This window comes from Actinoallomurus acaciae (assembly GCF_042429965.1).
Taxonomy (GTDB): domain Bacteria; phylum Actinomycetota; class Actinomycetes; order Streptosporangiales; family Streptosporangiaceae; genus Actinoallomurus; species Actinoallomurus acaciae.
The window spans coordinates 1-24,061 of sequence record NZ_JBHLZP010000072.1 but is presented as its reverse complement, the minus strand read 5'-3'; the positions used below and the strand labels follow the sequence as shown (position 1 = coordinate 24,061).

The following is a 24,061-nucleotide window of genomic DNA, read 5'->3' as shown; positions in this document are numbered from 1 at the left end:
GTCCGCCCGGCCCGCCGCCATGCCCGCCGGGCGCTCCCGCTGCGACGGGTCCACCGGAGCCGACAGGTCCACCGGCTCCGGCGAGAGCGGCGAGGCTGCCCGCGCTGACGGTCAGTTCCAGGACGTTGGTCGCGCTGACATGCGCCCGCGCCTCGCGGGCGAACCGCTGGACGTGGGGTTGGCGGGTGTGCGCCTCGACCGCGTTGGCGTCGCGGAAGAGCTGATAGAACAGCCGCTGGTTCGGCGAGTTGTCCACGGTGTGGCAGGCGTAGACGAGGGTGCCCGGCTCGGCCTGGCGTACGGCGTGGGCGACCTCGGCGGTGAGCCGGTCGAAGGCGTCTCCGTGTCCTTCGACGAGCGTGTAGATCATGATCCGGCCGTACTGGCCCATGGCGGACGGGGCCTGCGGGGCACGTCCCGGCGCCCCGGCCGGCGGGGCGAAGGACGGCTGCCCCTCGCGCCGGGGCCGGGCGTACCCGCCCGTGTCAAAACCACTTCTGTCATATCCGCCGGTGTCATATCCCCCAGTGTCATAACCGCCGGCGTCATATCCACCGGCCTCATAACCGCCCGTGTCATATCCACCGGCGTCATGACCACCTGTGTCATAACCGTTGGCGTCATAACCCTCCGCGTCATAACCGCCGGTGTCATAACCGCCCTGCTGGCGTCGCCTGCCGCGGCGCCGTCCGGAGTTGTACTGCCCGTCGTCGTAGGGCTGCTGGTGGCGCGACATTTCCTCGTACGGCTCCGGTTCTTCATCGTCGGGGGCGGGTGGGCCGCCCGGCGGAAGCCGGGTGGCGCCGAACCACACAAGGGCGGCGGATCCGCCGAGCGCCAGAGGCGCCAGCGGTCCGGGCAGGTAACTGCGCATCGCGGCGACCGTGAGCACCCCGGCGAGCGCGACCATGGCGAGGGTCGGCATGATCTCGGCCGCCTGCCGGTCACGCCTGTTGCCGCGCACCGCGGTGACCGCGACGCAGGAGACCAGGGAGACGACGGCGAAGAGGTGCGCTCCGTCGAGCACCAGGCCGGGCAGCGATGAGTAGTGGCCGGACACCTTCGGCATGCTCTTGCCGAAGGTGCCGACGATCGGGTCGAGCAGGATGATGACGACGGCGACGATCACGTACGACGCCGCGATGAGCCGCGCGGCGAACCGCGCCTGTACCGTTCGCGCGATCAGTTCGACGACGCCCAGCGCCAGCGTCAGCGGCGCGATCAGCGACCCGAACAGCTCCGTGCACCGCAACAGCGCCGGCCCGAAGCCCGCCGCGTAGCCGATGGTCATCGAGGCGAGCGCGATCCCCAGGGCCAGAAGGGTGCCGCACCACGCGAACAGGTGCATACGTCGCTCTGGCAGGGTGTGCTTGATCAGCAACCCGGCGCCTCCGAGGGCCGCGAGGGTCGCCAGAAGCGCCAGAACGACGTTGACCATCGCCCCCATGGTGCCCGATCACACGGCCGGACGGGTAACGAAGAGCCACGGCATATATGCAAAGAGCGGATAAAGCCCGCTGTTTACTCGCACATCACCATTGCCAGCTTACTCACCAGTATCTAGCATGTTCCGACACGCCCCGTGGTCGCACCATTCCCGAGGAGGACTGCATGCGCAGCCTTACCCTCGACGTGCCTGACCACGCGCGTCACACCCCCCAAGACCAGCGGCCGTCCGAGGCCGCCCACGCCGAACTGCGCGACCTCGTCCTCCGGGCCCGCGCCGGCGACCCCGAGGCCTTCGGCGTGCTCTATGACCGGTACGCCGACACGATCTACCGCTTCGTCTACTACCGCGTGGGCGCGCACGCCCTCGCGGAGGACCTGGCGAGCGAGACGTTCCTGCGGGCGTTCCGGCGCATCAACCTGTTCACCTGGCAGGGCAAGGACTTCGGCGCGTGGCTCGTGACGATCGCCCGCAACCTCGTGCTGGACCACTTCAAGTCGAGCCGCCACCGCCTCGAGGTCTGCACGGCCGAGCCCCTGGAGCCCGATCGCTGGGAGGAGGGCCCCGAACGCGCGGTACTCGACTCCTTCACCCACCGGGCGTTGTTCTCGGCCGTACGGGAGCTGGGCAACGAGCAGCGCGAGTGTGTGGTCCTGCGCTTCCTGCACGGCCTGTCGGTCGCCGAGACCGCCGAGATCATGGGCAAGAACACCGGCGCGATCAAGGCGTTGCAGTACCGCGCGACCCGGTCCCTGGCCCGTCTTTTTCCTGCCGATATCCGGTGAGATGACGTTGAGGTCGGCAGCCTCCAGCAATGATCACGTACGGTGATGGTTCGCGACGCGCCGCGTACGGGGTTGCCGGATCACCGCGAGCGGACGCTGGTTAGTCTCGTCTCCATGCGTCGACTGTGGCCATGGAGCGATGACGACGAGGTTGCCGACGAACTCGCGGGTGAGGCCGCGGCCGCGGCCGCGTCGCCCGACGCCGAGCCGGTCGTCCCGGACCCGAACGCCGCCGCGTTCTTCGACGTCGACAACACCCTGATCCGGGGCGCGTCGATCTACCACTTCGCCCGGGGTCTGGCCGCGCGGAAGCTGTTCACCTTCCGCGACCTGGCGATGTTCGCGCTCGGCCAGGTCTCCTTCCGCGTACGCGGCGCGGAGAACGACGACCACATCTCCACGGCGCGCGAGGCGGCCCTGGCGTTCGTCGCCGGCCGGAGCGTGGACGAGCTCGTCAGCCTCTGCGAGGAGATCTACGACGACAAGATGGCCGACCGTATCTGGCACGGCACGCGGTCGCTCGCGCTCAAGCACCTCGACGCGGGCCAGCAGGTGTGGCTGGTCACCGCGACCCCGGTCGAGCTGGCCCGCATCATCTCCCACCGTCTGGGCCTGACCGGCGCGCTCGGCACGGTCGCGGAGACCGAGGACGGCGTCTACACCGGTCGCCTGGTCGGCCACCTGCTGCACGGCCCGGCCAAGGCGGGCGCCGTACGCGCGCTGGCCCGCAAGGAGGGCCTGGACCTGTCCCGCTGCTCGGCGTACAGCGACTCCTACAACGACCTGCCGATGCTCACCACCGTCGGCCACCCTCACGCGGTCAACCCGGACGGCGACCTGCGCGACCACGCACGCGAACACGGCTGGCCGATTCACGACTTCCGCACCGGCCGCAAGGTCACCATGGTCGCCCTCCCGGTCGCGGCCGGCACCGGCGCGCTGGTCGGCGGCGTCGCCGCCGGCGTGGCGCTCCGCCGCCACCACCGCGGACACTGAGGGCGCCCCGCGCGGGGACGCCCTCGAACCGCGTCAGCCCTGCGCGATGAGGCGGAGCATGCCCTCGGGGTAGCGTGCGCCCGAGACCGGAAGCTCCAGCTCGGACAGTTCGGCGCCGGTCAGCTCGAGGTCGGCCGCCGCCAGGTTCTCCTCCAGGCGCTTACGGCTCTTCGTACCCGGGATCGGCACCACGTCGTCGCCCTGGGCCAGCAGCCACGCCAGCGCGAGCTGCGCCGCCGGCACGCCCTTGCGGTCGGCCATCGCCCGTACCGCCTCGGCCGCCTTCATGTTCGTGTCGAAGTTGGCCCCCTGGAAGCGCGGGTCATTGCGACGGTAGTCGCCGACCGGGTAGTCCTCCGCACGCCGGACGTCGCCGGTGAGGAAGCCGCGGCCCAGCGGGGAGTACGGGACCAGCCCGATGCCCAGCTCCCGCAGCGTCGGCAGGATCTCATCCTCCAGCCCCCGCTCCCACAGGGAGTACTCGGTCTGCAGCGCCGACACGGGGAAGACGGCGTGCGCCCGCCGGATCATGCCCGCCGACGCCTCGGACAGCCCGAAGTAGCGCACCTTCCCGGCCGCGACCAGCTCGCCGACCGCGCCGGCGACATCCTCGATCGGGACCTCCGGGTCGACCCGGTGCTGGTAGAGCAGGTCGATGTGGTCGGTGCCGAGCCGTTCGAGCTGCTGGTCGGCCACCTCGCGGATGTGCTCGGGACGGCTGTTCGGGCCGAGCCGCTCACCGTCGGGGGAGTAGTCCCAGCCGAACTTGGTCGCGATGACCACCTCGTCGCGGCGCCCCTTCAGCGCACGGCCGAGCAGCCTCTCGTTGGTCCACGGCCCGTACGCCTCGGCGGTGTCGAGGAAGTCACAGCCGAGCTCGATCGCACGGTGGATGGTGGCGATGGACTCGTCATCGTCGGGCGCACCGTACGCCCAGCTCATACCCATACATCCCAGGCCGAGCGCCGAGGTGCGCAGGCCCTGTGTGCCCAGTGCTCTCTTTTCCATGTGCTCCAGGCTGCCCCTTGAAGCGCGCTCTAAGTCAAGCCGCCGCCGCCCGGCCGCGTCAGCGAAAGCCGTAGGAGCCGACTTCGTGCAGCATCGTGAGCACCGGAGGTTCATCGCACCGTTCGTCGAGGCTCGCGCGGTAGCGCTGGAAGGCCCGCAGCTCCCGCAGCACCTCGGGGCCCGCGTCCATCTCGGCGAAGGCCACGAACGTCACCCCGTCCTCGAGCCGGAACGTCGCGTAGCGCAGGCCTTTCGGCCGGACCGAACGCATCTCGTCGTACACGTCCTGAAGCAACTCCAGGTTGCGCGCGACCTCATCGGGTCTGACCCTGCAACGAAACATCACCTGCATGACGGCTCCCTGTCGTCGGGCATCGGCGCCCTCGCGACCCGGACGCCCGCAAATTGATACGACAGTGTGTATTCTGGAATACACACTGTCAAGCGAATGCTGGAGTCGTGACCATTGGCCACCCGGAAGTACGAGCAGCGCCTGCGGGCGGAGGCGGCCGAGGAGACACGGCGCCGCATCCTCGACGCCGTGTACCGGCGGTTGCGCGAGGTGCCTTCGGAGCCGGTCAGCATCGACCGCATCGCTCGCATGGCTCGCGTCGCGCGGCCCACCGTCTACCTGGTCTTCGGCTCACGCGCCGGGTTGTTCGACGCCGTCGGGGCCGATCTGCTGGACCGTGGCGGGTTCGATCGCATGCTGGAGGCCGCGGCCCACCCCGACGCGCGTGAGGCCCTGCGCGGTGCGATCCGCGGCGTCGTGAAGATGTACGCGGCTCATCGGGACGTGCTGCGAGTGCTGTCCTCGATGGCCCTGCTCGACGCCGCCGCGGTCGGCGGGGCGACCGAGCGACTCGAACGCCGCCGGGCGAGTGGAATGGCGCACCTCGCCCGGCGCCTAGCCGACCAGGAGACTCTGCGCGCCGACGTCACCGCCGACCAGGCCGCCGACCTGTTGTGGCTGTTGACGGGCTTCGACAGCTTCGACCTGCTGTACACCGGTCGGCGCCTGCCCATCGAGAAGACCGCGACGACGCTGATCGACACCGCCGAACGCAGCCTGTGCCGCTGACCAGCCGGCGGCGATCGACCATCGATTCTCCGCGCCGGGCCGCCGTGGCTCCGGAGACGTCAGGCGCGGAGGAACGCGGGGCCGCGTTGACGGAGCAGGTCGTACAGCATGTTCTGGATCGTCTCGCGCACCTGGTCGGTGAGGTTGAAGACCGTCATGTGGTCATCGGCCTGCGCCGGGTCGTACTCATCGGTGCGGATCGGCTCGCCGAAGGTGATCATCCACTTCGAGGGCAGCGGCACCAGGCCGAGCAGGCCGAAGAGCGGCCAGGTCGGTGTCACCGGGAAGTAAGGGAACCCGAGCAGCCGGGCCAGCGGCTTCAGGTCGGCGATCTTGGGATAGATCTCCTCGGCCCCGACGATGGCGCACGGGATGATCGGGACCTGGGCGCGCAGCGCGGTGGCCACGAACCCGCCCCGGCCGAACCGCTGGAGCCGGTAACGCTCGCTGAACGGCTTGCCGACGCCCTTGAAGCCCTCGGGGAAGACCCCGACGAGCTGGTCCTGGGCCAGCAGCCGCGACGCGTCGGCCTGGCACGCGAGCGTGTGCCCGCTCTTGCGCGCGAGGTGGGCGAGCACCGGGACCTGGTAGACGAGGTCGGCACCGAGCAGCCGCAGGTTGCGGTGGGCCGGGTGGTCGTCGTGCAGGCCGACCTGCAGCATGACGCCGTCGATCGGCAGCGTGCCGGAGTGGTTGCCGACGACCAGCGCGGGACCGGTGTCGGGGACGTGCTCCATGCCGAACATCTCGACCCGGAACCAGCGCTCGTACAACGGGCGCAGCAGCGGCAGCAGCACGTTCTCGTTGAGCTCGGAGTCGAAGCCGAACTCGTCGATCTCGTAGTCACCGCTCAGCCGCCGACGGATGAACTGGAGAGCCGAGGCGACCTTGTGGTCCAACCCCCCCGGTTCACGGACGAGATGCTCTGCGGCGTCGGTGTTAAGCGGGATTACCTGCGCTTCTGGCCGCATTGCGGGGCTCGCCTCCTCCAGAGGATCGTGACTCACCTCTTGCCCCCTACGGAGTCTGCCAACCGGTCGAGAAGGCCGGCGGGCAGACCATGACCGAGTCCTTGCGAATCCGCGAAATCGGTAAAGGCTTCTTCCGAACTGAACTTCGGCCGCCAGTCGAGCTCTCGCGCCAGGCGTGCGGTGTCGAGCACCCGGCCGTACGTCAGCCAGCGCAGCAGCTCCGGCGAGAAGCCCTTCAGCCCGCCGAACCGGCGCCCGACGTCGCCCAGCGTCTGCAGCGCGGGCGCCGGGAGCGGCAGCGTCGGCCGGCCGGCGCGGCGCAGCGCCTGCGAGAGCAGGACGACGCCGTCACCGGCCACGTTGTACGTGCCAGGATGGTCCTCGGTCGCCATGCGCCGCAGCACCTCGACGCCGTCGTCCTCGTGGACGAACTGCAGCCGCGGGTCGAACCCGAGCACCGTCGCCACCACCGGCATGCGGAAGTAACGGCTCAGCGGATTGTCGACGTGCGGCCCGAGGAAGTTGGCGAAGCGCAGCACGGACACGGTCAGGTCGGAGCGGCGCCGGGCGAGCCCCCGCACGTACCCCTCGACCTCGACCGCGTCCTTCGCGTAGCCGGACGCGGGCGGCCGCACCGGCTCGTCGGTCTCGCCGAAGACCGCCGGGTCGTGCCCGGACGAGCCGTACACCGCCGCGGACGAACGGACCACGACCCTGCGCATCGCCGGGGACCGCTGGCACGCCGCCAAGAGCTGCATCGTGCCGATGACGTTCTGCTCCTTGGACTTCATCCGCGCGGTGGAGGCCATCGTCACCAGGTGGAGATGCACGACCGTGTCGACCTCGGCCGCGTTAATGATCTTCGCGATGCTCGGCGTGCGGATGTCGATGCGGACGAACTCCGTACGCCCCAGCGGCATCGTGGGCGCAACGGTATCCACGCCGATGACCCGTTCGATGTTGGGATCGGCCTGAAGCGTGTTCGCGACCCGCGCACCAAGAAAGCGGGAGACGCCGGTGACCAGGACCACCCGGGCCGTACCCGAGGTAGGTGATCCGCTCGCCGAGGGACGCATGGATGACACAGTGCCCGCCAGCCGTTACGACTACCTCAACGAGAAGTCACTTCTTGTTACGGCGCTGGACCCGCGTCTTCTTCAGCAGCTTGCGGTGCTTCTTCTTGGCCATGCGCTTACGACGCTTCTTGATGACAGAGCCCACGAAACCCTCACTCGATGGTCGTCCGGGAACAGGCGATCAGCACCCTTGGCGGGCACAGCCCGAAGCCCAAGGGTACCGCCGCCAGTACGCCCGTCGTCCGCGGGCTCGGCGACCCCCGACACGGTCGGGGGTCAGCCCGCCTCGATGTAAGCGTCTCGCAGATAGTCGTGGACAGCCTGCTCCGGTACGCGGAACGAACGTCCCACGCGAATTGCCGGTAGTTCTCCTGAGTGAACAAGGCGGTATACGGTCATCTTGGACACCCGCATCACCGCAGCCACCTCGGCCACAGTCAGGAACCTGACCTCGCTCAGAGGTCGCTCGCCTGAGCTCATCGGACGCCCTCTTCCACACGCCGCGCGTCAGACCTTTGCGGTGACTTTGATCACGGCCGTGTACTTTCTCCAGCGTAAATCGTGAATCTGTAGTCGCAAGAGGGGAGTTCAACCAATCAGGCCCGAACGCGCCAAAAGATACATCGTTAGCGGCGTGTAGTAGTGCGGCGGCACGTTGTCGTCCAGCGGCACCACTACCTCGATCTTGCCCTCTGCCTCCCCTGCGAACAGCGCCGGATCGTTGCAGTCCGCGAACCCGACCGTCGGCACGCCCGCCTGTCCGGCCGCGCCGGCCCAGCCATGGTCCGCTATGACCAGATCCGGCCATAGTGTCGCGTTTGCTGTTAGTTCTTCCAGTATCGCTCGCATCGGATGTGGGTCGTGTGTATGGTGCAGCGCTCCGCCGTCCGACAGCACCGCAACCCTTTCCACGTACCGGATCTGGCGACTCTGCGAACCCTGGGACGTGTTCACCTCGTACGACCAGCCGGCCGCCGGAGTGATCACCTGGCAGCCGCGCGCCGCCAGCTCCCGCGCCAGTGCGAGATAGACCGGAAGCAGGCCCGAAGGATGTCCGGTGGCGAGCAGCACGGTCTCCTCACGAGCGGCCGCCGCGCCGATCCGCTCCCCCATCTCCTCCAGCGCGTCGATCGTCAGGTCCGGGGCGATCGTGTCGTCGCCGTAAAGGTGTGATGTATCGGGATCTATCCCACATTTTTTTACCATCAGGGCGAAGATGTCATCGAACGTCCATTCGCGAGTGAACGCGAGTCCGAACTGGTAGTACGGCCGTCCCGCCGCCATCCGCCGGTAGTGCAGAAGGTTGTTCTGCCGTGGCGTGGCCACGTCGCCGGCGATGAGCGTGCGCACCAGGTGCTCGCGCAGTTCCGTACGGGTGGGGACCGCGGCCGGGTCCGGGCCCGTCACTCCAGCGGATCCAGGCCGTGCTCGGGGAACACCGCCTTCCGCGTCGCCATCACCGCTCGATCCACCGGATGCCCCGGGTCGTAGCCGCTCGCCCACGTCCGCACCTCCACGTCCTCGCCGTCGGTCATCCGCTCCGGAGCTCGCGCCCCGGTGCGGTCGCGCACGTAGTTCTGCCAGGTCGGCGGGGTGATCGTCGCCGGATCGATGGGCCGCCCGGCCGCCTCGGCGAGCAGGTGGGTCCATGTCCGCGGCACCACCTGGACCAGCGCGTATCCGCCGCCGCCGACGAGGACCCAGCGACCGCCGGCGGTCTCGTGGGCCAGCCGGTGCAGCGCGTGGTACGCGGCGCGCTGCCCGTCGACGCTCAGCCGCAGGTGCGCCAGGGGATCCAGGTCGTGGCTGTCGCATCCCTGCTGGGTCACCAGGATCTGCGGCGCGAACTCCCGCAGCAGCGGCGGGACGACCGCGTCGAAGGCACGGAGCCAGAGCCGGTCGTCGGTGCCGGCCGGCAGTGCCACGTTGACGGCCGTGCCCCGGGCGCCGGTGTCCTGCGGCAGGCCGGTGCCGGGGAACAGGGTCCGCGGCGACTCGTGCAGGCTGATCGTCAGCACCCGCGGATCGTCGTAGAACGCGGCCTGGACGCCATCGCCGTGGTGGACGTCGACGTCGACGTAGGCGACCTTCGTGGCGCCCTGCTCCAGCAGCCAGGCGATCGCGATGGCCGGGTCGTTGTAGACGCAGAAGCCGGACGCGGCGCCGCGCATCGCGTGGTGCAGGCCCCCGGCGATGTTGGCGGCGTGCGTCGCCGTGCCCTCCCAGACGGCGCGCGCGGCGGCCACGGTCGCCCCGGCGACCAGCGCGGACGCGTCGTGCATGCCGGGGAAGACCGGGTTGTCGGTGAGGCCGAGCCCACGGGCGGGATCGATCCGCTCGGCACGTACGGCCTCGATGTAGTCCGGATCGTGGACGAGCCGCAGCAGGTCGTCGCCTGCGGGCGCGAACCCCTCGACCGTGACCCCGGGCGCGTCGAGGACGCCCAGGTCACGGGCCAGAGCCATGGTCAGCTCGACGCGTATGGGGTTCATCGGATGTTCGGGGCCGAAGTCGTATGAGGTAAGACGCTCATCCCAGAAGACCCGCAGCGACGTGTCGTGCGAGACACCGGCCCCGCTCCGTTCATCCATGTTGGTCACGGTACCGGTAGGCTCCGCGGCCATGGGCCTGGAGATGCGCGCCACCTGCGAACGCTGCGAAGAGCCGCTCTACGCCAACGGGCTGGCCTACATCTGCAGCTACGAGTGCACCTTCTGCGGGGCGTGCACTCGCGCGATGTCCCACACCTGCCCCAACTGCGGCGGCGAACTGGCCCGCCGCCCCACGCGCGTCTGACCCTTCGCGTCCTGCGGGCGGCGGGAGGATCACACCGGCGGATCGGTGCGGAGGATGGCGTAGGTCACCCCGTCGCGCCACGCGCCGTCCCGCCAGCCGCAGCCCCGCATCACGCCCTCGCGGCTGAAGCCGGCCTTTTCCAGCGCCTTCTGCTCGGCGATGTTGTCCACCTCCGTGTCGGCCTCGATCCGGTGGACGGTCGTGTGGGCGAACAGGTAACGGGCCAGCAGGCGGTGCGCCTCCGCGCCGTACCCCTTGCCCCGGGCTCCGGGCAGCATCGCGATGCCCATGGTGAAGCAGAACGACGCCGGGGTCGGCTGCCGCCGGCTCCACGCGACGAACCCCAGGCGTTCCTCCCCTCGGCACACCATGAGCGCGCCGCCGTCCTCGCCGAGCAGGCCGTTCTCGGTCCATCGGCGGCGGTAGTGGCCCCGGTCGCGCCAGCCGAACCAGGCGTACTCCCCGGTCGAGGCCGGATCGGCGGTCAGCCGCTCCAGGATGGTCAGGTCGTCCTCGGCCACCGGGCGCAGTTCGAGTGGTTCTCCCATGCCCTGATCAACGCGGGACGGCGGCTCGATGTCGCCAAGGATCACACGGTGGCCGTGCGGCGATCCCCCGGGGCCTCCTCGCCGACCCTGCGGTCGCGGCCGGCGCCGAAGCCGGGCACCAGCAACACCACCGAGACGGCGATCACCAGCACGCCCGGCGCGGTCCAGCCGTGCGTCGCGTCGTGCACCGCGCCGACGGCCAGCGGGCCGCGATGACGTACCCCACGCCCTGTGCCATTCCCGAGAGCTGCGCGGTCACGTGCGCGTCGGCGGCCCGCAGGCCGATGAACGACAGCGCGGTGGCGAACCCGATGCCCTGGCCGAGGCCGAGGATGATGATCCACAGCCAGATCGAGCCGGCCGGCGCCCAGATCGACCCGGCGTACCCGAGCGCGGTGAGGAGGACGGCGAGCGCCACCAGGGGCCGCTGGTCGCGGAGCCGGCGTTCGAGCACCGGCACCAGGAAGGCCCCGGCCGCCTGGAGCAGGCTCGACAGGCCCAGCGCGTACCCGCCGGCCGCCTCGCTCAGCCCGCGGTCCTGGCAGATGCTGGGCAGCCAGCCCGAGGTGACGTACGCGAGCAGCGACTGCAGGCCCATGAAGCCGGTCACCTGCCAGGCGAGGGCCGACCGCCACACCTGGGGTGAGCCGGCCTCGGGCCGTGGCGTGGCCGCCGCCGGGCCGCGCAGCCGCGGCAGCCAGGCGACCGCCGCCACGGCGGCCGGGATGGCCAGCAGCATCAACGGCGGCCGCCAGCCCGCCCCCAGCGCGTGCTGCAACGGCACCACCACGCTGGAGGAGACCGCGGCGCCGACGGTGATCGCGACGGTGTAGAGGGCCGTGATGGTCGTGATCGCCTGCGGGTGGTCGCGCTTGATGATCGCCGGAACGGCGATGTTGCCGATGCTGATCGCGATGCCGGCCAGCAGCGCGCCCCCGAACAGCGTCGCCTGGAGCGGGATCACGCGGGTGAGCAGCGCGAGCACGAGCAGAACCATGCTCGTGACCAGCAGCGTCTCACCGCGCGGGCTGCGCCGCACGAACGGGGCGACCAGCCCGTACGAGCCGAAGAACAACACTGGAAGCGTCGTCAGCGCGCCCGCCGCCGTGCCGGACAGGCCGAGGTCGTCCTGGATCTGCCGCAGCAGGGGTCCGACCGCCACGACGGCGGGCCGTAGGTTCAGCGCGACCAGAACGATCAGGATGACACCGACGTGTCTCCTCAAAGCAGTGCCTCCAGGGCGTGGAGAGTAGGCACGACGATGCCTTCCGCCGCGCGCCCGGCGGCGTCCGGGTCACGCTCCGTGATCGCCTCGACCACCGCGTGGTGTGCCTCGGGCCCGGCGTCGGGCAGCTCGTGGTCCAGCCGGACCGCGCTCAGGGACTCGCGCAGCCGGCTCTGGAAGTATCGGAAGGCCTCTGCCAGTAATGCGTTGTGCGAGGCTTCCGCGACGCCGAGGTGGAACGCCGCGTCGGCGGTGCCGAATTCCCCCGGGTCGAGGGCCGCGTCCCGGTCCTCCAGCAGGGCGCGGAGCCGCAGGAGATCGTCCTGGGTGCGCCGCCGCGCCGCGAGCCGCGCCGCCTGCACGTCGTAGGCCTGCTGGAGCTCGAAGACGTCGCGCAGCGTGGACCGCTCGACGCGGCGCAGCAGCGGGCGCGGATCGACCGCGCTGCGCACGTACGTGCCGTCGCCCCGGCGGACCTCCAGCACGCCGATGTGGCTCAGCGCCCGGATCGCCTCGCGTACGGCGGGGCGACTGACCGCGAGCCGGGCGGCGAGGTCGTACTCGCCCGGGATCCGGTCCCCGACCGACCAGTTTCCCGCCGTGAGCTGGCCCTGCATCTGGTCGATCACCGCTTCTACGGCCGAAGCCCGAGGAACCGGTTCGAGTGTGGTCACGTCTTGTGATCATGCCAGATGTCAGGCATGTTAAACGTCTGACATCTGATGTCTCAACCATGTTGTGACGTGAGCAGCCGAAAGGTGGGGGCATCTAAGTAAGTAGGTGGCTCCTGGTCAGGAGGCGGTTGTGGTGGATTATGTGGAAGAAGTGAACATCCCCCCGTTCGCGGGGACCCCGAGCTCGCAGAGCCGCGTGCTCACCACGGCGGTGCGTCTCGGGGTCAGGCCGTTCACGGGCCGGATCAAGGGCCGATCGGCGACCATCCGGCTGTGGCGCTCGCTGCTGGGAGCCGGTTCCCGCTGCCTGCGAGCCGACCCGCGCGTGAGCGTCGAGCCGATCATCGATCCCTGTGTCGAGGATCCGAACGTCGAACGGCCGGTACGCGGCGAGTGGCTGCGCTCCCCCGGCTGCTCGCCTGAACGAGGCGCGATCCTCTACCTCCACGGTGGCGGCTACGCCATCTGCTCCCCCCGCACCCACCGCGTGATGACCACCCGGCTCGCGATGGACACAGACCTTCCGGTACTCGCCCCCGACTACCGGCTCGCCCCCGAACACCCCTTTCCGGCCGCCTTCGAGGACGTGCTCGACGCCTACCGGCTGCTGCTGGCACGCGGCTTCTCCTCCGACCGCATCATCATCGCCGGCGACTCCTCCGGCGGCCACCTGGCCACCGCCCTCACCGCGGAGGCCTGCCGTACGGGCCTGCCGGTGCCGGCCGGCGTCGTGCTCTTCTCCCCCTGGGTCGACCTCACCGGCGAACTGGCCATGGCCTCGGTCTCGAGCAGCCGTGACCCCTACATCGTCCCGGCCGTCGCCACCCGGTTCGGCCGGCTCTACGTCGGGAAGGGCGACTGGGCGGACCCCCGCCTCTCCCTGCTGACCTGTCCGAGCGAGGAGCTTCCCCCCTTCCTCATCCAGGTCGGCGGCATCGAGGTGCTCCGGGCCGAGGCCGAGGCCCTCGCGGAGGTGCTCGATGAGGCCGGGAGCCCGTACGACCTCCAGGTCTGGCCGGAGCAGATGCACGTCTTCCAGATCTTCAACCGGCTTCTCCCCGAGGCGGACGCCGCGATGCGCGAGGCGAGCCGCTTCATCCGAAGGGTGCTCGGCACGGGCTCGATCACCGAAGCCGCCTGATACGCTGCAATCATGCGAGGACCTCGACAGAGCTGGCGTGCCGCCTGACGGCGGCCGCTCTGTCCTCGTACTCACCCAACGGTCGCCGCTTCGGCGGCCGTTTTTCGTGCGCTCGCCGGGCGGCCCCCGCACGAAGGAGTCGCCATGAGCGAACACAGTGAGCGAGTCGAAGACGCAGCCCCGGTACGGGGCGAAGGCTCGAGTCGCGTGCTCAGTCTGTTCACCCCCTCCGGCCATCCCACGCTCGGCAATCTGCTCGGCGCGCTGCTCCCCTCGGTCCGCCTGCTGGAGACGGCCGACTGCGTCTACGGCGTCTCGGACCTGCACGCCCTCACCAGTGACCACGACCCGGCGCGGCTGCGTGAGCAATCGCTCGAGCTGGCCGGGCTGGCGATCGCGGCCGGGATCGACCCGGCGCGCTGTGTGCTGTTCCTGCAGAGCAACGTTCCGGCCCACGCCGAGCTGGCGTACCTGCTGGAGAGCACCGCGCACTATGGCGAGATGCAGCGGATGATCCAGTTCAAGGAGAAGTCGGCGCGGCAGTCCGCCGTGCGCCTTTCGCTGCTGACCTATCCGGCGCTGATGGCCGCCGACATCCTGCTCTACCAGGCCACCGACGTACCGGTCGGCGCCGACCAGGCCCAGCACGTGGAGCTGACCCGTGACCTGGCGACGCGCTTCAACCGGAAGTACGGCCCGGTGTTCACGCTGCCCCGCGCGGTCCATCCCCCGGCCGCGGCGCGGGTCATGGACCTGGCCGACCCGACCGCGAAGATGAGCAAGTCGATCGACTCACCCGGCACGATCTTCCTGCTCGACCCGATCGACGTCGTCCGCCGCAAGATCATGCGGGCGGTGACCGACTCGGGCACCGACGTGGCGTACGACCCGGAGGCCAAGCCGGGCGTGTCCAACCTGCTGTCCATCCTGTCCGCCTGCACCGGGACCCCGATCGCGGACCTCACGGCCGGCTCGTACGGCGTGCTGAAGAAGGAGACCGCCGACGCCGTGATCGCCCTGCTCGAACCCGTTCAACGCCGCTACGCCGACCTGTCCGCCGACCCCGCGGAGCTGGAGGGCATCCTCCGCACCGGCGCGGAACGCGCACGCGAGCGCGCGGCCGGCACCGTCGTCGCGGCGAAGGAGGCGATGGGTCTGCTCGCGGCCTGAAGCCCGTGCCCGGCCGGAGGCTCAGACGTTGACCGGCTGCTCGTGGCGGGCCGTCGCCGACCGGCGGCTGCGGACCGAGACGGCGAAGCCGATCGCGGCGCCGACGGTGGCGACGGCCTCCGCAACAGTGGTCACGACCTTTTCGGTGTACCAGATCGGCTCGTACATGTCCGGCAGCGGGCCGATCGCGCCGACGTCGACGTAGCGGTAGAGCACCACGGCGCCGAACGCGCTGGCCGCGACCAGGAACGCGATGAGGTACGGCACCGGCCGGGGACGGACGAGCACGAGGATCGCCACCACCGCGGCGACCACGCCCTGGACCCAGAACAGCGTGCCCTCGCTGATGGTGCCGGTCTGGCCCGTGTCTCCGGCCAGGTGGAAGTGCACGTACGCGTCGACGGCCAGGCCGGCGAAGACGGCGAGTCGAATGAGTAGCCCCATACCCCGGTCACGGACGAAGGGCCGGTTCGGTTCAGCGCGGCGGCGAGAAGCCGCCCGCCGACGTGTCACTCAGCCGCCGCCGAGCTCGCGCCCGCGGTCGCGTGCGGCCTCGATGGCCTCGATGACCGCCGCGCGTACGCCGTGCCGCTCCAGCTCGCGGATGGCCGAGATGGTCGTGCCGGCCGGGGAGGTGACCGCCTCGCGCAGCATCACCGGGTGGTCGCCGGAGTCGCGCAGCATGACGGCCGCGCCGACGGCCGACTGGATCACCATCTCCAGGGCGGCGGCCCGCGGCATGCCGAGCAGGATGCCCGCGTCGACCATCGCCTCGACCAGGTAGTAGAAGTACGCCGGCCCGCTGCCGGACAGCGCGGTCGCGGCGTCCTGAAGCGACTCGGGGATGCGCAGCACCTTGCCGACCGGGGACAGCAGCTCCTCGGCGAGCTTCAGGTGCTCCTCCGTCGCGTGCGTGCCGGCCGAGATCACGCTCATCGCCTCGTCGACGTGCACGGGCGTGTTGGACATGACGCGGACGACCGGCACGTCGGCCGGCAACCGCTCCTCGATGAACGCGGTCGGGATGCCGGCCGCCATCGAGATCACCAGCCGCCCGGTGCTCAGGTGGCCCTCCAGCTCGTCCAGCAGCGTCCCCATGTCCTGCGGCTTGACCGCCAGGACCAGCGTGTCCGCGGTGCGCGCGGCCTCGGCGTTGGTGACGACCTCGACGCCGTACCGCTGGCGCAGCAGCACGCCGCGCTCCTCCCGCCGCACCGTGACGACCAGGTCGGAGGGGCGCCGGCCGGCGCGCAGAACGCCGGACAGGAGCGCCTCGCCCATCTTGCCGGCACCGAGAATCGCGATCATTTCCGTCCCCCTCGTGTCACGTCACGAAGCGTATCGAGCCCGGAGCCCGGCCGAGCGCACCGGCCCTCACCTGCTCGGACGAGAACGCCCGAATTCAAGGGGAAAGAAAACCCGCTTTGCGGCCAATACTCCTTGACCACTGTCGTCGATGAGATGGACATCGCATGAGAAGACCCAGAGCAGGTATCGCCCTCGCTCTCACGGGCCTGGTGATCACCGGGGCGCCGGCCGCCGCGCGGGCCGCCGGTCATCCCGCCTCGCCGCCCACGTCCTCGTCTGCCGGCCGTTCGTACACGGTGACCCTGCTGACCGGGGACGTCGTGCACCTGCGCACCCAGCGGAGCGGGCCGCCGCTCGTGTCCGTGGATCCGGGACCCGGGCGGCGTTCGGTGCTCTTCCGCAAGGACATCCGGCCCGACGGGACCGTACAGGTCGTCCCGGGCGATGTCGCGTCGAAGATCGGCAAAGTGTACGACCCGGCCCTGTTCGACGTCACCGCGCTGATCAAGGACGGTGACGATGACGCGCACCGCTCGTACCTGCCGCTGATCGTGCAGAACGGCTCCGGAGTGCGGGCGCTGGCCGCGGGCCGGACGCTGTCGAGCATCGGCGCCGTCGCGGTACGGCAGCCGAAGAAGCAGGCCCTCGCCCCGAAGGCCACGCTCCAGGCCGGAGTGCGCCACATCTGGCTCGACCGTACGGTCCGCGTCCGGGCGCTGGACCACAACCTCGGCCAGATCGGCGCGCCCGCCGCCTGGAAGGCGGGCGCCACCGGCAAGGGCGTCAAGGTCGCCGTCCTCGACACCGGCGTCGACGCGACCCACCCCGATCTGAAGGGACGGATCGCGGAGCAGAAGAACTTCACCGACGCCGCGGACACGGTCGATCACTTCGGGCACGGCACCCACGTGGCGGCGACGATCGCGGGCACCGGCGCCGCCGCGAACGGCGAGCGTCGTGGCGTGTCGCCCGACGCCGACCTGCTGATCGGCAAGGTGCTGGACGACGACGGCTACGGCGAGGAGTCCGGCATCATCGCCGGCATGGAGTGGGCGGCGGCCAACGCGCCGATCGTCAGCATGAGCCTCGGCGGCTACTCCGACGACCCGGCGAACGACCCGATGACCAAGGCCGTGGACGACCTGACCGCCAAGGACGGCGCCCTGTTCGTCATCGCCGCCGGCAATGACGGAGCCCCGGACAGCATCGAGACGCCCGGCATCGCCGGATCGGCGCTCACCGTCGGCGCCGTCGACGGCCAGGATCGGGTCGCCGACTTCTCCAGCCGCGGCGGCAAGGTGCTGAAGCCGGAGATCGCGGCACCCGGCGTCGGCATCGTCGCCGCCCGCGCCGCGGGCACGTCGATGGGCCACATCATCGACGCGAACTACACCTCCGCCGACGGCACCTCGATGGCCACCCCGCACGTCGCCGGGGCCGCCGCCGCGCTGCTGCAGGAGCACCCGTCCTGGGACGCCGCCCGGCTCAAGGCCGCGCTCGTCTCCACCGCGGACGCCACGAGCGGCACCGTCTACCAGGTCGGCGGCGGCCGTCTCGACATCGGCACGGCGGCCACCGCGACGGTCACCGGCGACCAGGCGACCGCGGCGTTCGGATCGGTCCCGCACGGGTCCACCACGGCCCTCACGAAGCAGCTCACCTGGACGAACACCGGAAAGAGCCCGGTGACGCTGCGGCTGTCCGCGACGCTCGCCGACGCGCACGGAAAGACCGCCGCCGCCCTCTCCGTGCCCGCCACGGTGAACGTGCCGGCCGGCGAGTCGGCCGGAGTCACGCTGTCACTCGACCCGAAACGCCTCACGACGGCCGGCGCGTACAGCGGTGTCGTGACCGCGCAGGCGAACGGCGTCTCGCTGCGCACGCCGGTCGGCGCGTTCGCCGAGCCCGAGACCCACACGCTGACGGTGAAGGCGACGGCGCTCCCGGACACCCCGGACGGCGCCCTCAGCGGCTGGGTCAGCGTCTCCGACCTGGACGACTACACGTTGTTCACCGACAGCGTCCTGCTGGACGCCGACGGCACCGCGAAGCTCACCGTGCCCTCTGGCCGGTACGTGGTGCTCGGCGAGGTCGACGACACGACGGCGGGCAAGGAACGCGCGGCCCTCGCCGGGAACGTCGAGCTCACCGTGGACGGCGACGTGACGGTGCCGCTCGACGCCTCGCACGCGAAGCCGCTCCGCGTGTCGGCGCCGGGGATGACCCCCGACACGGGATCGGCACAGGGCCTCCAGCTCGAGCGGACCCTCGGCGACGACGTCTGGGCCATCTCGGTGTTCAGCTTCGCCGGCTCGCCGACCGTCTACACCGCGCCGATCGCCGCCGCGCGGACCGGCGCCCTGCGGGCGTACGCGTTCGCGCGGCTGACCGACGGCGGCAAGACCGTCGACGATGTGCTGCACGACCTCGGCTCCAGCGTGCCGGCGACGGTGGACTTCCAGGTCGACCCGAAGAGTCTCGCCCGGGTCGACCAGAGGTTCGGCACGATCAACGGGGACACCAAGGACCCGATCGGCGAGACACGGTACGGCATCGACCCCGCCGGGTTCCTGGTGTCCGAGGGCGACGGTCGGGTGCCGGGCGGCTCGACCCGCACGGACTACGTGAGCGCCGAACCCGGCCTTCAGTGGGTCGAGGAGGCGGCCCCGCCGAACCTCGGCCAAGGACTCTGGGTCACCGAGCTCCCGGCGCGGAAGTACACACCGGGCAGCACCCAGACCGACGAGTGGGTGCGCCAGCCGTTCCGGCCGGGGCCCTACTCCGCGACGAGCATGTCGCCGAGCGGCTGCGCACCGGGAGCGAGCACCCGCAGCCGCGGGAACATCCATGTCGAGCTGGTGGACCTGCAGGACCTGCCGGACGGTTTCGACTGCCTGACCGACATGCCGGAATGGGACGCCGTCAGCACTCGCAGCATGAAGCTCTACGCGGACGGCACCCTCGAAGGCAGCACCGAAAAGCCGTACGGCGACTTCAGCGTGCCGGCCACCGCCGGGACGTACCGCCTGCGCTACGACGTGGACGCCTCCGCGGCCCTGCCGATCTCCACCAAGACCTCGACCGAGTGGACGTTCCACTCCAAGCCGGTGGAGGAGCGGCTCCCGCTGCTGCTGGTGGACTACCGGCTGCCGCTGGACCTGTTCAACCGCCCGAACGGTGACACGGCGACGTTCACCGTCTCCCGGATCGCGGGAGCGGCCGCCGCGAAGGCCACCGGCCTGAAGCTGTGGACCTCACTCGACGACGGTGCCACCTGGCAGGCGGCCGGCGTGACGGGAACCGGCGGGAAGTACTCCGCCACGCTCCCCCACGCCGGCAAGGGCCAGGCCGTCTCGCTGCGGGTGCGGGCCACCGACTCGGGCGGCGGCGTCATCGACCAGACGATCCTCCGCGCCTACTTCGGCGCCTGACCTTCACGTGAGCGTGCCGCCCCCGGTCGGGGGCGGCACGTCCGCCTTCAGGACCTGGAGGCCAGCGACCGCAGGAAGAAGCCGAGGTTGGCGGGGCGCTCGGCCAGACGGCGCATCAGGTAGCCGTACCACTCCTCGCCGTACGGAACGTAGACGCGAACCTGGGCGCCCTGGCGCGCGAGCCGCAGCTGTTCGTTCGGACGGATGCCGTACAGCATCTGGTACTCGAAGCCGCCGGGCTCGCGGCCGTGCAGGCCGGCCAGCGAGCCGCCGATCTCGATCAGGCGCGGGTCGTGCGTCGCGAGCATCGGGTACCCGCGCCCGGCCATCAGCACCTTCAGGCAGCGCACGTAGGACTTGTCGATCTCGTCGCGGGCGGTGAAGGCGACCGAGTCGGGCGCGCTGTAGGCGCCCTTGCACAGCCGTACCCGAGAGCCCTCGTCGGCGAGGGTCGCGCAGTACTCCTCGGCCCGGCGCAGGTAGGCCTGGATGACCGCCCCGGTGCCGGGGTACTCCTCGCGCAGTTCGGTCAGCACGCGCAGCGTGGAGTCGACCGTCGTGTGGTCCTCCATGTCGAGGGTGACCGTCGTCCCGGCGTCGCGTGCGGCGGCGCAGATCCGCCGGGCGTTCTCCAGCGCGATCTTCTCTCCGTCGTCGAGGAGCTGGCCGAGCGCGGTGAGCTTGACCGAGACCTCGGCACGCGTGCCGGTGCCGCTCGCGGCGAGGCGGGTGAGCAGGTCCTCGTACCGGCCGGTGATGGTCTCGGCCTGGGCGGTCTCCACCGTGTCCTCGCCGAGATGGTCGAAGGTGATGAGCAGCCCATCGGAGATGAGCCGGTCGCCGACCGTGAGGGCGTCGGCCACGGACTCACCCGCGACGAACCTCGTCACGACGTTTCTGGTGTACGGCGCGGTCTCGACGAGCCGGCGGGCGCCGCCGCTGCGCGAGGCGGCCAAGAGGAACTGGCGGAGCAACCTTCCCCCTCTCGGACGGGGACTACGTCGTCCCGATCGTCCCCCAGGTTAAGCCAGCCTTCAGATCATCCGGCCGACAGTGTTCCCTGCCCCCGGGCGGATCCGATCGGCATGGCAGGAGACGACGAGGTGGAAAAACGACGACGAGGTCATCGTGGCCGGGCTGAACAGGATGCTCTCGCACGGCGCCGCTCGCCGAGGCGTGGGCCGCGGACGTGAGTGAGGGTCGCCCGCCTCAGGAGGGCGAGACCTCGCCTTCGGAGTCGACCCGCCAGGCGCCGGCCGGGCGGGCGGCCGCCAGGTGCAGCCGCGTGAAGGCGAGCGACTCGGCCAGGTCGTCGATGCGCTGGTCCCGGCCGGTCGCGCGGCGCGTGTTGATCTCGACGACCACCTGGCCGGTGTAGCGCTGCGCGGCGAGGCGTTCGAGCATCTCGGCGGCCGGCTGGTTACCGCGGCCGGGCACGAGGTGCTCGTCACGGTTGACGACGCCGATGCCGTCCGCCAGGTGCAGGTGGGCGAGCCGGTCGCCGAGCGCGTCGGCCATCGCCAGCGGGTCCGAGCCGGACACCGCCGTGTGCGACAGGTCGATGGTGACGTTGGGGTACGGCTGGTCGACCGGGTTCCAGTGCGGGGCGTACATGCCGACCTCGGTCGTGCGCGCGCGTACGGGGAACATGTTCTCCACCGAGAAGACCACGTCGGTCTCCTCCTGCATGCGCGCGAGGCCCTGCTCGAACTCCCGTGCGTACTCCCGCTGCCAGCGGAACGGAGGATGAACCACGACGACCCGCGCGCCGAGCTTCTCGGCGGCGTCCTTGGAGCGCATCAGCTTGCCCCACGGCTCGCGGCCCCAGACCCGCTGGGTGAGCAGCAGGCAGGGCGCGTGCACGGACAGGATGGGGATCTGGTGATAGTCCGACAACCTGCGGAGAACGTCGATGTCCTGGCTCGCCGGGTCGGTTGTCACCATGACCTCGAGCCCGTCGTATCCGAGTTGCGCGGCGATCTCGAACGCGGCGGGCGTCTTCTCCGGGTAGACGGATGCCGTCGACAGCACGATCGGCGCGTCGGGAACCTGGAGGACTTCATCCACAATCGGCAAGCCTATGCGTTCCCCGGCCCAGAACGTTGTGGGATCCCCCACGCGTTTACCGTGGAGTAGTGATCGCCGCCGGAGCCATAGCGAGTCCGAACATCTGGAACGCCCCACGCGTGTACGAGCTGGAGAACCTCGCGGCCGACCCGGACGGGCGGATCGAGGAGGCCATGCGCGCCGTCCGGAGCTGGGACGGCGCCACCGTGCTCGACATCGGCTGCGGCACGGGATTCCACCTGCCGCGCTTCGCCCGTACGGCCGCGAAGGTGCTGGGCGTCGAGCCGCACGAGGCGCTCGCGACGGCGGCACGTCGGCGTGTCGCGGGCACCCCGGGAGTGGCCGTACGCGTCGGGGCCGCCCAGGCGCTGCCGGTGCCACCCGCCTCCGTGGACGTCGCGCACGCCCGCTGGGCGTACTTCTTCGGCCCTGGCTGCGAGCCGGGGCTGGCCGAGCTGGACCGGGTCATGCGGCGCGGCGGGGCGGCGTTCGTGATCGACAACGACGCGACGCGGTCGACGTTCGGCTCCTGGTTCCGGCGGTGGCTGCGGTCGTACGACCCGGCGGCCGTGGAGCGGTTCTGGACGCGGCACGGCTTCTCCCGTACGGCGATCGACATGAGCTGGCGATTCGCCGACCGCGCCGCGCTGGAGGCGGTGCTGCGGATCGAGTTCCCGGAGGAGCTGGCGACCGCGTTCCTCGGCGAGGTGCCGGGCACCGAGATCGACTACGCCGTCAACCTGTGGTGGCGGCGTTACTGACCGCCGAGCGGCCCGGTCAGGGCCGCAGCTTGGCGAGGACCTCGGGGATCCGGCGAATGACCTCACGCTCGTCGTCGTCCAGGTCGTCGCGGATCGCCCGTGCGATGCCGGACGCCCGGTGGCGACGCTCGTCGTCCAGGGTCCGCCGACCGGATTCGGTGATCGTCACGACCTGCCGCCTGCGATCCCGTCCTGGGGGCCGCTGCCGGAGGGCACGAAGAGCCTGGTCGTCACGGCGTTCGATGCCGACGCCCCGATTCCGGGCGGCCTGTGGCACTGGGCGGTGAAGGACGTCCCGGCGACCGCCGGCGGTCTCCCCCACGGCACCGCCGACCGGGGCGTGACACTGACCAACGATTTGGGCGTGCGCGCGTACACCGGCGCGAAACCACCGCCCGGCACCGGGACACACCGGATGTTCATCCGCGTGACCGCACTCGGCGTCGAGACGATCGGCCTTCCCCCGGACACGAGCCTGGCGATGCTGAACATCACGATGATCCCGCACACCCTGGGCCGCGCCATCATCGTCGGCACCAGCCGGGCCTAGACGTTTTCGAAGTCCCTCCGGCCGGGACTCATTCCCCGCCCTCCCAGAGGCGCCGACCCCACTTCCATTGTCAAGCCACCCCACACGCCAAAGAAAGACCGCCCGCACGGCTGTGGAAAACCCACGACCCAACCGAGACAGGCCCTAGCACCGGCAGGGCCTAACGGTCGGCGGCGGTCCTGGCGGCGGCGAGGGTGTTCAGGACACGGTCGGCGACGACGCGCATGCCCGTGGCGTTCGGGTGGATCGGTGCCGCCGCGTGACTGATCAGGATCGGCTCGACCCAGCGATGTGTCCTCGCACACATGTCGTGGCCCGTGCTGCCCCGGTAGTCGTCGACGAACAGCGCGCCGCCCCGCCGCGCCTCCTCGGCCAGCATGTGGTTGAGCGAGCGTTCGACCCGGTCTAGGTAGGGCACGTCTCCGGCGGCCGCCGGCACCGACGGCCAGCATCCGGTGCCGGAGGGCAGGATCCGCAGGTATCCGACCACGACCACGACCGCGCGCGGCGCACGCGCGTGGATGGAGCTGATCACCGTGCCGATCCTCGGCGCCGCCGCGGCGACGCGGTCGGTGAGCGTGGTGCCGAAGTGCTTCATGCAGGGCGCGCCCTTGGGCGCGGTGAGGCTCAGCCCGGCACATGTGTAGAAGGTCTTGCTGAACCCGACGTCGTTCCCGCCGATGCCCACCGTGACCAGCGCGGTGTCGGGGGTGACCGCGGCGAGTTGCGCGGGGTTCTCGCCGAAGAGGACGTGCTGTGGCCGGAACAGATCCGCGATGGTGGCGGCGGTACAGCTGACGTCGGCGAACTCCCCTGCCCTGAGCGCGCGGGCGAGCAACGAGGGGTAGTTGTGGTCGGAGCGCAGGCAGGCGAACGGCTTTCCTCTCTGCCGCGGGATCATCGGCCCGGCCGTGAATGAGTCGCCCATCGCGACGTACCGCCCGCCGGCGACCAGAGCCGCCGCGGTGGGGCGCTCGGCCGCGCGGGCGCGTACAGCAGCGTCGGCCGGGGCTGCGCGGTCGGCGG

The 24,061-nt window shown here is 70.7% G+C and carries 27 protein-coding genes; 9 read left to right on the top strand and 18 right to left on the bottom strand.

Translation table 11 applies throughout. The annotated features are described in order from the left end of the window. Nucleotides 1-1,438: putative quinol monooxygenase (locus ACFFNX_RS12790; protein WP_378199969.1), on the bottom strand; the 1,438-nt coding region annotated here is incomplete at its 3' end. 173 nt (nucleotides 1,439-1,611) lie between these two features. On the opposite strand from ACFFNX_RS12790, the gene ACFFNX_RS12785 reads away from it, so the two are divergent. Both ACFFNX_RS12785 and ACFFNX_RS12780 read left to right on the top strand, forming a co-directional pair. Then, nucleotides 1,612-2,232, top strand: coding sequence for a sigma-70 family RNA polymerase sigma factor (locus ACFFNX_RS12785; RefSeq protein WP_378199966.1), 621 nt, complete (start codon nucleotides 1,612-1,614; stop codon nucleotides 2,230-2,232). 114 nt (nucleotides 2,233-2,346) lie between these two features. Then, nucleotides 2,347-3,228: an HAD family hydrolase gene (locus ACFFNX_RS12780; protein ID WP_378199963.1), complete on the top strand. Its 882-nt coding sequence runs from the start codon at nucleotides 2,347-2,349 to the stop codon at nucleotides 3,226-3,228. Between the two features lie 33 nt (nucleotides 3,229-3,261). Here ACFFNX_RS12780 and ACFFNX_RS12775 read toward each other — a convergent pair whose 3' ends face one another. Both ACFFNX_RS12775 and ACFFNX_RS12770 read right to left on the bottom strand, forming a co-directional pair. Beyond that, on the bottom strand, nucleotides 3,262-4,236 hold the full coding sequence (locus tag ACFFNX_RS12775) for an aldo/keto reductase (RefSeq protein ID WP_378199960.1): 975 nt from the start codon (nucleotides 4,234-4,236) through the stop codon (nucleotides 3,262-3,264). 58 nt (nucleotides 4,237-4,294) lie between these two features. Beyond that, nucleotides 4,295-4,588: a hypothetical protein gene (locus ACFFNX_RS12770; RefSeq protein ID WP_378199957.1), complete on the bottom strand. Its 294-nt coding sequence runs from the start codon at nucleotides 4,586-4,588 to the stop codon at nucleotides 4,295-4,297. Between the two features lie 114 nt (nucleotides 4,589-4,702). On the opposite strand from ACFFNX_RS12770, the gene ACFFNX_RS12765 reads away from it, so the two are divergent. Then, entirely contained in the window at nucleotides 4,703-5,317 is a 615-nt protein-coding gene (locus ACFFNX_RS12765; protein ID WP_378199954.1) for a TetR/AcrR family transcriptional regulator, read from the top strand. Between the two features lie 59 nt (nucleotides 5,318-5,376). On the opposite strand, the gene ACFFNX_RS12760 is transcribed toward ACFFNX_RS12765, so the two are convergent. The 6 genes from ACFFNX_RS12760 to ACFFNX_RS12735 form a co-directional block, all read right to left on the bottom strand. Next, a complete protein-coding gene (locus ACFFNX_RS12760) occupies nucleotides 5,377-6,216 on the bottom strand; it encodes a lysophospholipid acyltransferase family protein (RefSeq protein ID WP_378199950.1) in 840 nt (279 codons plus the stop codon). A gap of 104 nt (nucleotides 6,217-6,320) precedes the next feature. Further along, a complete protein-coding gene (locus ACFFNX_RS12755; protein WP_378199947.1) occupies nucleotides 6,321-7,364 on the bottom strand; it encodes an NAD-dependent epimerase/dehydratase family protein in 1,044 nt (347 codons plus the stop codon). Between the two features lie 46 nt (nucleotides 7,365-7,410). Then, the gene (locus ACFFNX_RS12750) at nucleotides 7,411-7,509 is read right to left on the bottom strand and encodes a 30S ribosomal protein bS22 (protein ID WP_012854759.1); all 99 of its coding nucleotides are present in this window, start codon (nucleotides 7,507-7,509) and stop codon (nucleotides 7,411-7,413) included. A gap of 131 nt (nucleotides 7,510-7,640) precedes the next feature. Then, nucleotides 7,641-7,844 (bottom strand): helix-turn-helix domain-containing protein, encoded by a 204-nt coding sequence (locus tag ACFFNX_RS12745; protein ID WP_187233448.1) that lies wholly within the window; start codon nucleotides 7,842-7,844, stop codon nucleotides 7,641-7,643. A 108-nt stretch (nucleotides 7,845-7,952) separates the two neighbouring features. Next, a complete protein-coding gene (locus ACFFNX_RS12740; protein ID WP_378199942.1) occupies nucleotides 7,953-8,771 on the bottom strand; it encodes a phosphatase in 819 nt (272 codons plus the stop codon). Then, nucleotides 8,768-9,955 carry an acetoin utilization protein AcuC gene (locus ACFFNX_RS12735; protein WP_378199939.1) on the bottom strand — a complete coding sequence of 396 codons (1,188 nt, stop codon included), beginning with the start codon at nucleotides 9,953-9,955 and terminating at the stop codon, nucleotides 8,768-8,770. Before ACFFNX_RS12735 ends, ACFFNX_RS12740 begins: the two co-directional genes overlap by 4 nt. On the opposite strand from ACFFNX_RS12735, the gene ACFFNX_RS12730 reads away from it, so the two are divergent. Next, a complete protein-coding gene (locus ACFFNX_RS12730) occupies nucleotides 9,954-10,160 on the top strand; it encodes a DUF1272 domain-containing protein (protein WP_378199936.1) in 207 nt (68 codons plus the stop codon). The genes ACFFNX_RS12735 and ACFFNX_RS12730 overlap by 2 nt on opposite strands. 29 nt (nucleotides 10,161-10,189) lie before the next feature. Here the strand turns inward: ACFFNX_RS12730 and ACFFNX_RS12725 are convergent, their stop codons facing one another. Genes ACFFNX_RS12725 through ACFFNX_RS12710 form a run of 4 tightly spaced genes read right to left on the bottom strand, consistent with a single transcriptional unit; the run spans nucleotide 10,190 to nucleotide 12,607 of the window. Further along, the gene (locus tag ACFFNX_RS12725) at nucleotides 10,190-10,708 is read right to left on the bottom strand and encodes a GNAT family N-acetyltransferase (RefSeq protein WP_378199933.1); all 519 of its coding nucleotides are present in this window, start codon (nucleotides 10,706-10,708) and stop codon (nucleotides 10,190-10,192) included. A 41-nt stretch (nucleotides 10,709-10,749) separates the two neighbouring features. Continuing rightward, on the bottom strand, nucleotides 10,750-10,896 hold the full coding sequence (locus ACFFNX_RS12720) for a hypothetical protein (RefSeq protein WP_378199930.1): 147 nt from the start codon (nucleotides 10,894-10,896) through the stop codon (nucleotides 10,750-10,752). Next, on the bottom strand, nucleotides 10,851-11,933 hold the full coding sequence (locus tag ACFFNX_RS12715; RefSeq protein WP_378199927.1) for a CynX/NimT family MFS transporter: 1,083 nt from the start codon (nucleotides 11,931-11,933) through the stop codon (nucleotides 10,851-10,853). Before ACFFNX_RS12715 ends, ACFFNX_RS12720 begins: the two co-directional genes overlap by 46 nt. Continuing rightward, nucleotides 11,930-12,607: a FadR/GntR family transcriptional regulator gene (locus ACFFNX_RS12710; protein ID WP_378199924.1), complete on the bottom strand. Its 678-nt coding sequence runs from the start codon at nucleotides 12,605-12,607 to the stop codon at nucleotides 11,930-11,932. The genes ACFFNX_RS12715 and ACFFNX_RS12710 overlap by 4 nt, the downstream gene beginning before the upstream one ends. Nucleotides 12,608-12,737: 130 nt before the next feature. On the opposite strand from ACFFNX_RS12710, the gene ACFFNX_RS12705 reads away from it, so the two are divergent. Next, the gene (locus tag ACFFNX_RS12705) at nucleotides 12,738-13,748 is read left to right on the top strand and encodes an alpha/beta hydrolase (RefSeq protein WP_378199921.1); all 1,011 of its coding nucleotides are present in this window, start codon (nucleotides 12,738-12,740) and stop codon (nucleotides 13,746-13,748) included. A 144-nt stretch (nucleotides 13,749-13,892) separates the two neighbouring features. After that, nucleotides 13,893-14,918, top strand: a complete 1,026-nt coding sequence (gene trpS, locus ACFFNX_RS12700; RefSeq protein WP_378199918.1) for a tryptophan--tRNA ligase — start codon at nucleotides 13,893-13,895, stop codon at nucleotides 14,916-14,918. Nucleotides 14,919-14,939: 21 nt separating this feature from the next. Here trpS and ACFFNX_RS12695 read toward each other — a convergent pair whose 3' ends face one another. Next, complete coding sequence (locus ACFFNX_RS12695; protein ID WP_378199916.1) at nucleotides 14,940-15,362, bottom strand: hypothetical protein; 423 nt, start codon at nucleotides 15,360-15,362, stop codon at nucleotides 14,940-14,942. 69 nt (nucleotides 15,363-15,431) lie between these two features. Continuing rightward, nucleotides 15,432-16,226 carry a pyrroline-5-carboxylate reductase gene (gene proC, locus ACFFNX_RS12690; protein WP_378199913.1) on the bottom strand — a complete coding sequence of 265 codons (795 nt, stop codon included), beginning with the start codon at nucleotides 16,224-16,226 and terminating at the stop codon, nucleotides 15,432-15,434. Nucleotides 16,227-16,390: 164 nt separating this feature from the next. On the opposite strand from proC, the gene ACFFNX_RS12685 reads away from it, so the two are divergent. Beyond that, on the top strand, nucleotides 16,391-19,657 hold the full coding sequence (locus ACFFNX_RS12685; protein WP_378199910.1) for a S8 family peptidase: 3,267 nt from the start codon (nucleotides 16,391-16,393) through the stop codon (nucleotides 19,655-19,657). Between the two features lie 47 nt (nucleotides 19,658-19,704). Here ACFFNX_RS12685 and ACFFNX_RS12680 read toward each other — a convergent pair whose 3' ends face one another. Together ACFFNX_RS12680 and ACFFNX_RS12675 are read right to left on the bottom strand one after the other, a co-directional pair. Beyond that, complete coding sequence (locus ACFFNX_RS12680; protein WP_378199907.1) at nucleotides 19,705-20,631, bottom strand: proline dehydrogenase family protein; 927 nt, start codon at nucleotides 20,629-20,631, stop codon at nucleotides 19,705-19,707. 235 nt (nucleotides 20,632-20,866) lie between these two features. After that, nucleotides 20,867-21,724, bottom strand: coding sequence for a sugar phosphate isomerase/epimerase family protein (locus ACFFNX_RS12675; RefSeq protein ID WP_378199904.1), 858 nt, complete (start codon nucleotides 21,722-21,724; stop codon nucleotides 20,867-20,869). A 173-nt stretch (nucleotides 21,725-21,897) separates the two neighbouring features. Here ACFFNX_RS12675 and ACFFNX_RS12670 point away from each other — a divergent pair, with 173 nt between their 5' ends. Then, entirely contained in the window at nucleotides 21,898-22,485 is a 588-nt protein-coding gene (locus tag ACFFNX_RS12670; protein ID WP_378199972.1) for a class I SAM-dependent methyltransferase, read from the top strand. Nucleotides 22,486-22,603: 118 nt separating this feature from the next. Continuing rightward, nucleotides 22,604-23,035 carry a YbhB/YbcL family Raf kinase inhibitor-like protein gene (locus ACFFNX_RS12665; protein WP_378199901.1) on the top strand — a complete coding sequence of 144 codons (432 nt, stop codon included), beginning with the start codon at nucleotides 22,604-22,606 and terminating at the stop codon, nucleotides 23,033-23,035. 160 nt (nucleotides 23,036-23,195) lie between these two features. Here the strand turns inward: ACFFNX_RS12665 and ACFFNX_RS12660 are convergent. Then, nucleotides 23,196-24,061, bottom strand: an 866-nt coding sequence (locus ACFFNX_RS12660; RefSeq protein ID WP_378199899.1) for an SGNH/GDSL hydrolase family protein, incomplete at its 5' end; no start/stop codon positions are given.

What these genes read in the sequence shown, in the direction of transcription:
- ACFFNX_RS12775 (WP_378199960.1), bottom strand. Translation starts at nt 4,236, where the DNA reads ATGGAAAAGAGAGCACTGGGCACACAGGGCCTGCGCACCTCGGCGCTC.
- ACFFNX_RS12770 (WP_378199957.1), bottom strand. Translation starts at nt 4,588, where the DNA reads ATGCAGGTGATGTTTCGTTGCAGGGTCAGACCCGATGAGGTCGCGCGC.
- ACFFNX_RS12670 (WP_378199972.1), top strand. Translation starts at nt 21,898, where the DNA reads ATGCGCGCCGTCCGGAGCTGGGACGGCGCCACCGTGCTCGACATCGGC.
- ACFFNX_RS12735 (WP_378199939.1), bottom strand. Translation starts at nt 9,955, where the DNA reads ATGGATGAACGGAGCGGGGCCGGTGTCTCGCACGACACGTCGCTGCGG.
- ACFFNX_RS12785 (WP_378199966.1), top strand. Translation starts at nt 1,612, where the DNA reads ATGCGCAGCCTTACCCTCGACGTGCCTGACCACGCGCGTCACACCCCC.
- trpS (WP_378199918.1), top strand. Translation starts at nt 13,893, where the DNA reads ATGAGCGAACACAGTGAGCGAGTCGAAGACGCAGCCCCGGTACGGGGC.
- ACFFNX_RS12745 (WP_187233448.1), bottom strand. Translation starts at nt 7,844, where the DNA reads ATGAGCTCAGGCGAGCGACCTCTGAGCGAGGTCAGGTTCCTGACTGTG.
- ACFFNX_RS12755 (WP_378199947.1), bottom strand. Translation starts at nt 7,364, where the DNA reads ATGCGTCCCTCGGCGAGCGGATCACCTACCTCGGGTACGGCCCGGGTG.
- ACFFNX_RS12725 (WP_378199933.1), bottom strand. Translation starts at nt 10,708, where the DNA reads ATGGGAGAACCACTCGAACTGCGCCCGGTGGCCGAGGACGACCTGACC.
- ACFFNX_RS12695 (WP_378199916.1), bottom strand. Translation starts at nt 15,362, where the DNA reads ATGGGGCTACTCATTCGACTCGCCGTCTTCGCCGGCCTGGCCGTCGAC.
- ACFFNX_RS12730 (WP_378199936.1), top strand. Translation starts at nt 9,954, where the DNA reads ATGTTGGTCACGGTACCGGTAGGCTCCGCGGCCATGGGCCTGGAGATG.
- ACFFNX_RS12780 (WP_378199963.1), top strand. Translation starts at nt 2,347, where the DNA reads ATGCGTCGACTGTGGCCATGGAGCGATGACGACGAGGTTGCCGACGAA.
- proC (WP_378199913.1), bottom strand. Translation starts at nt 16,226, where the DNA reads ATGATCGCGATTCTCGGTGCCGGCAAGATGGGCGAGGCGCTCCTGTCC.
- ACFFNX_RS12685 (WP_378199910.1), top strand. Translation starts at nt 16,391, where the DNA reads ATGAGAAGACCCAGAGCAGGTATCGCCCTCGCTCTCACGGGCCTGGTG.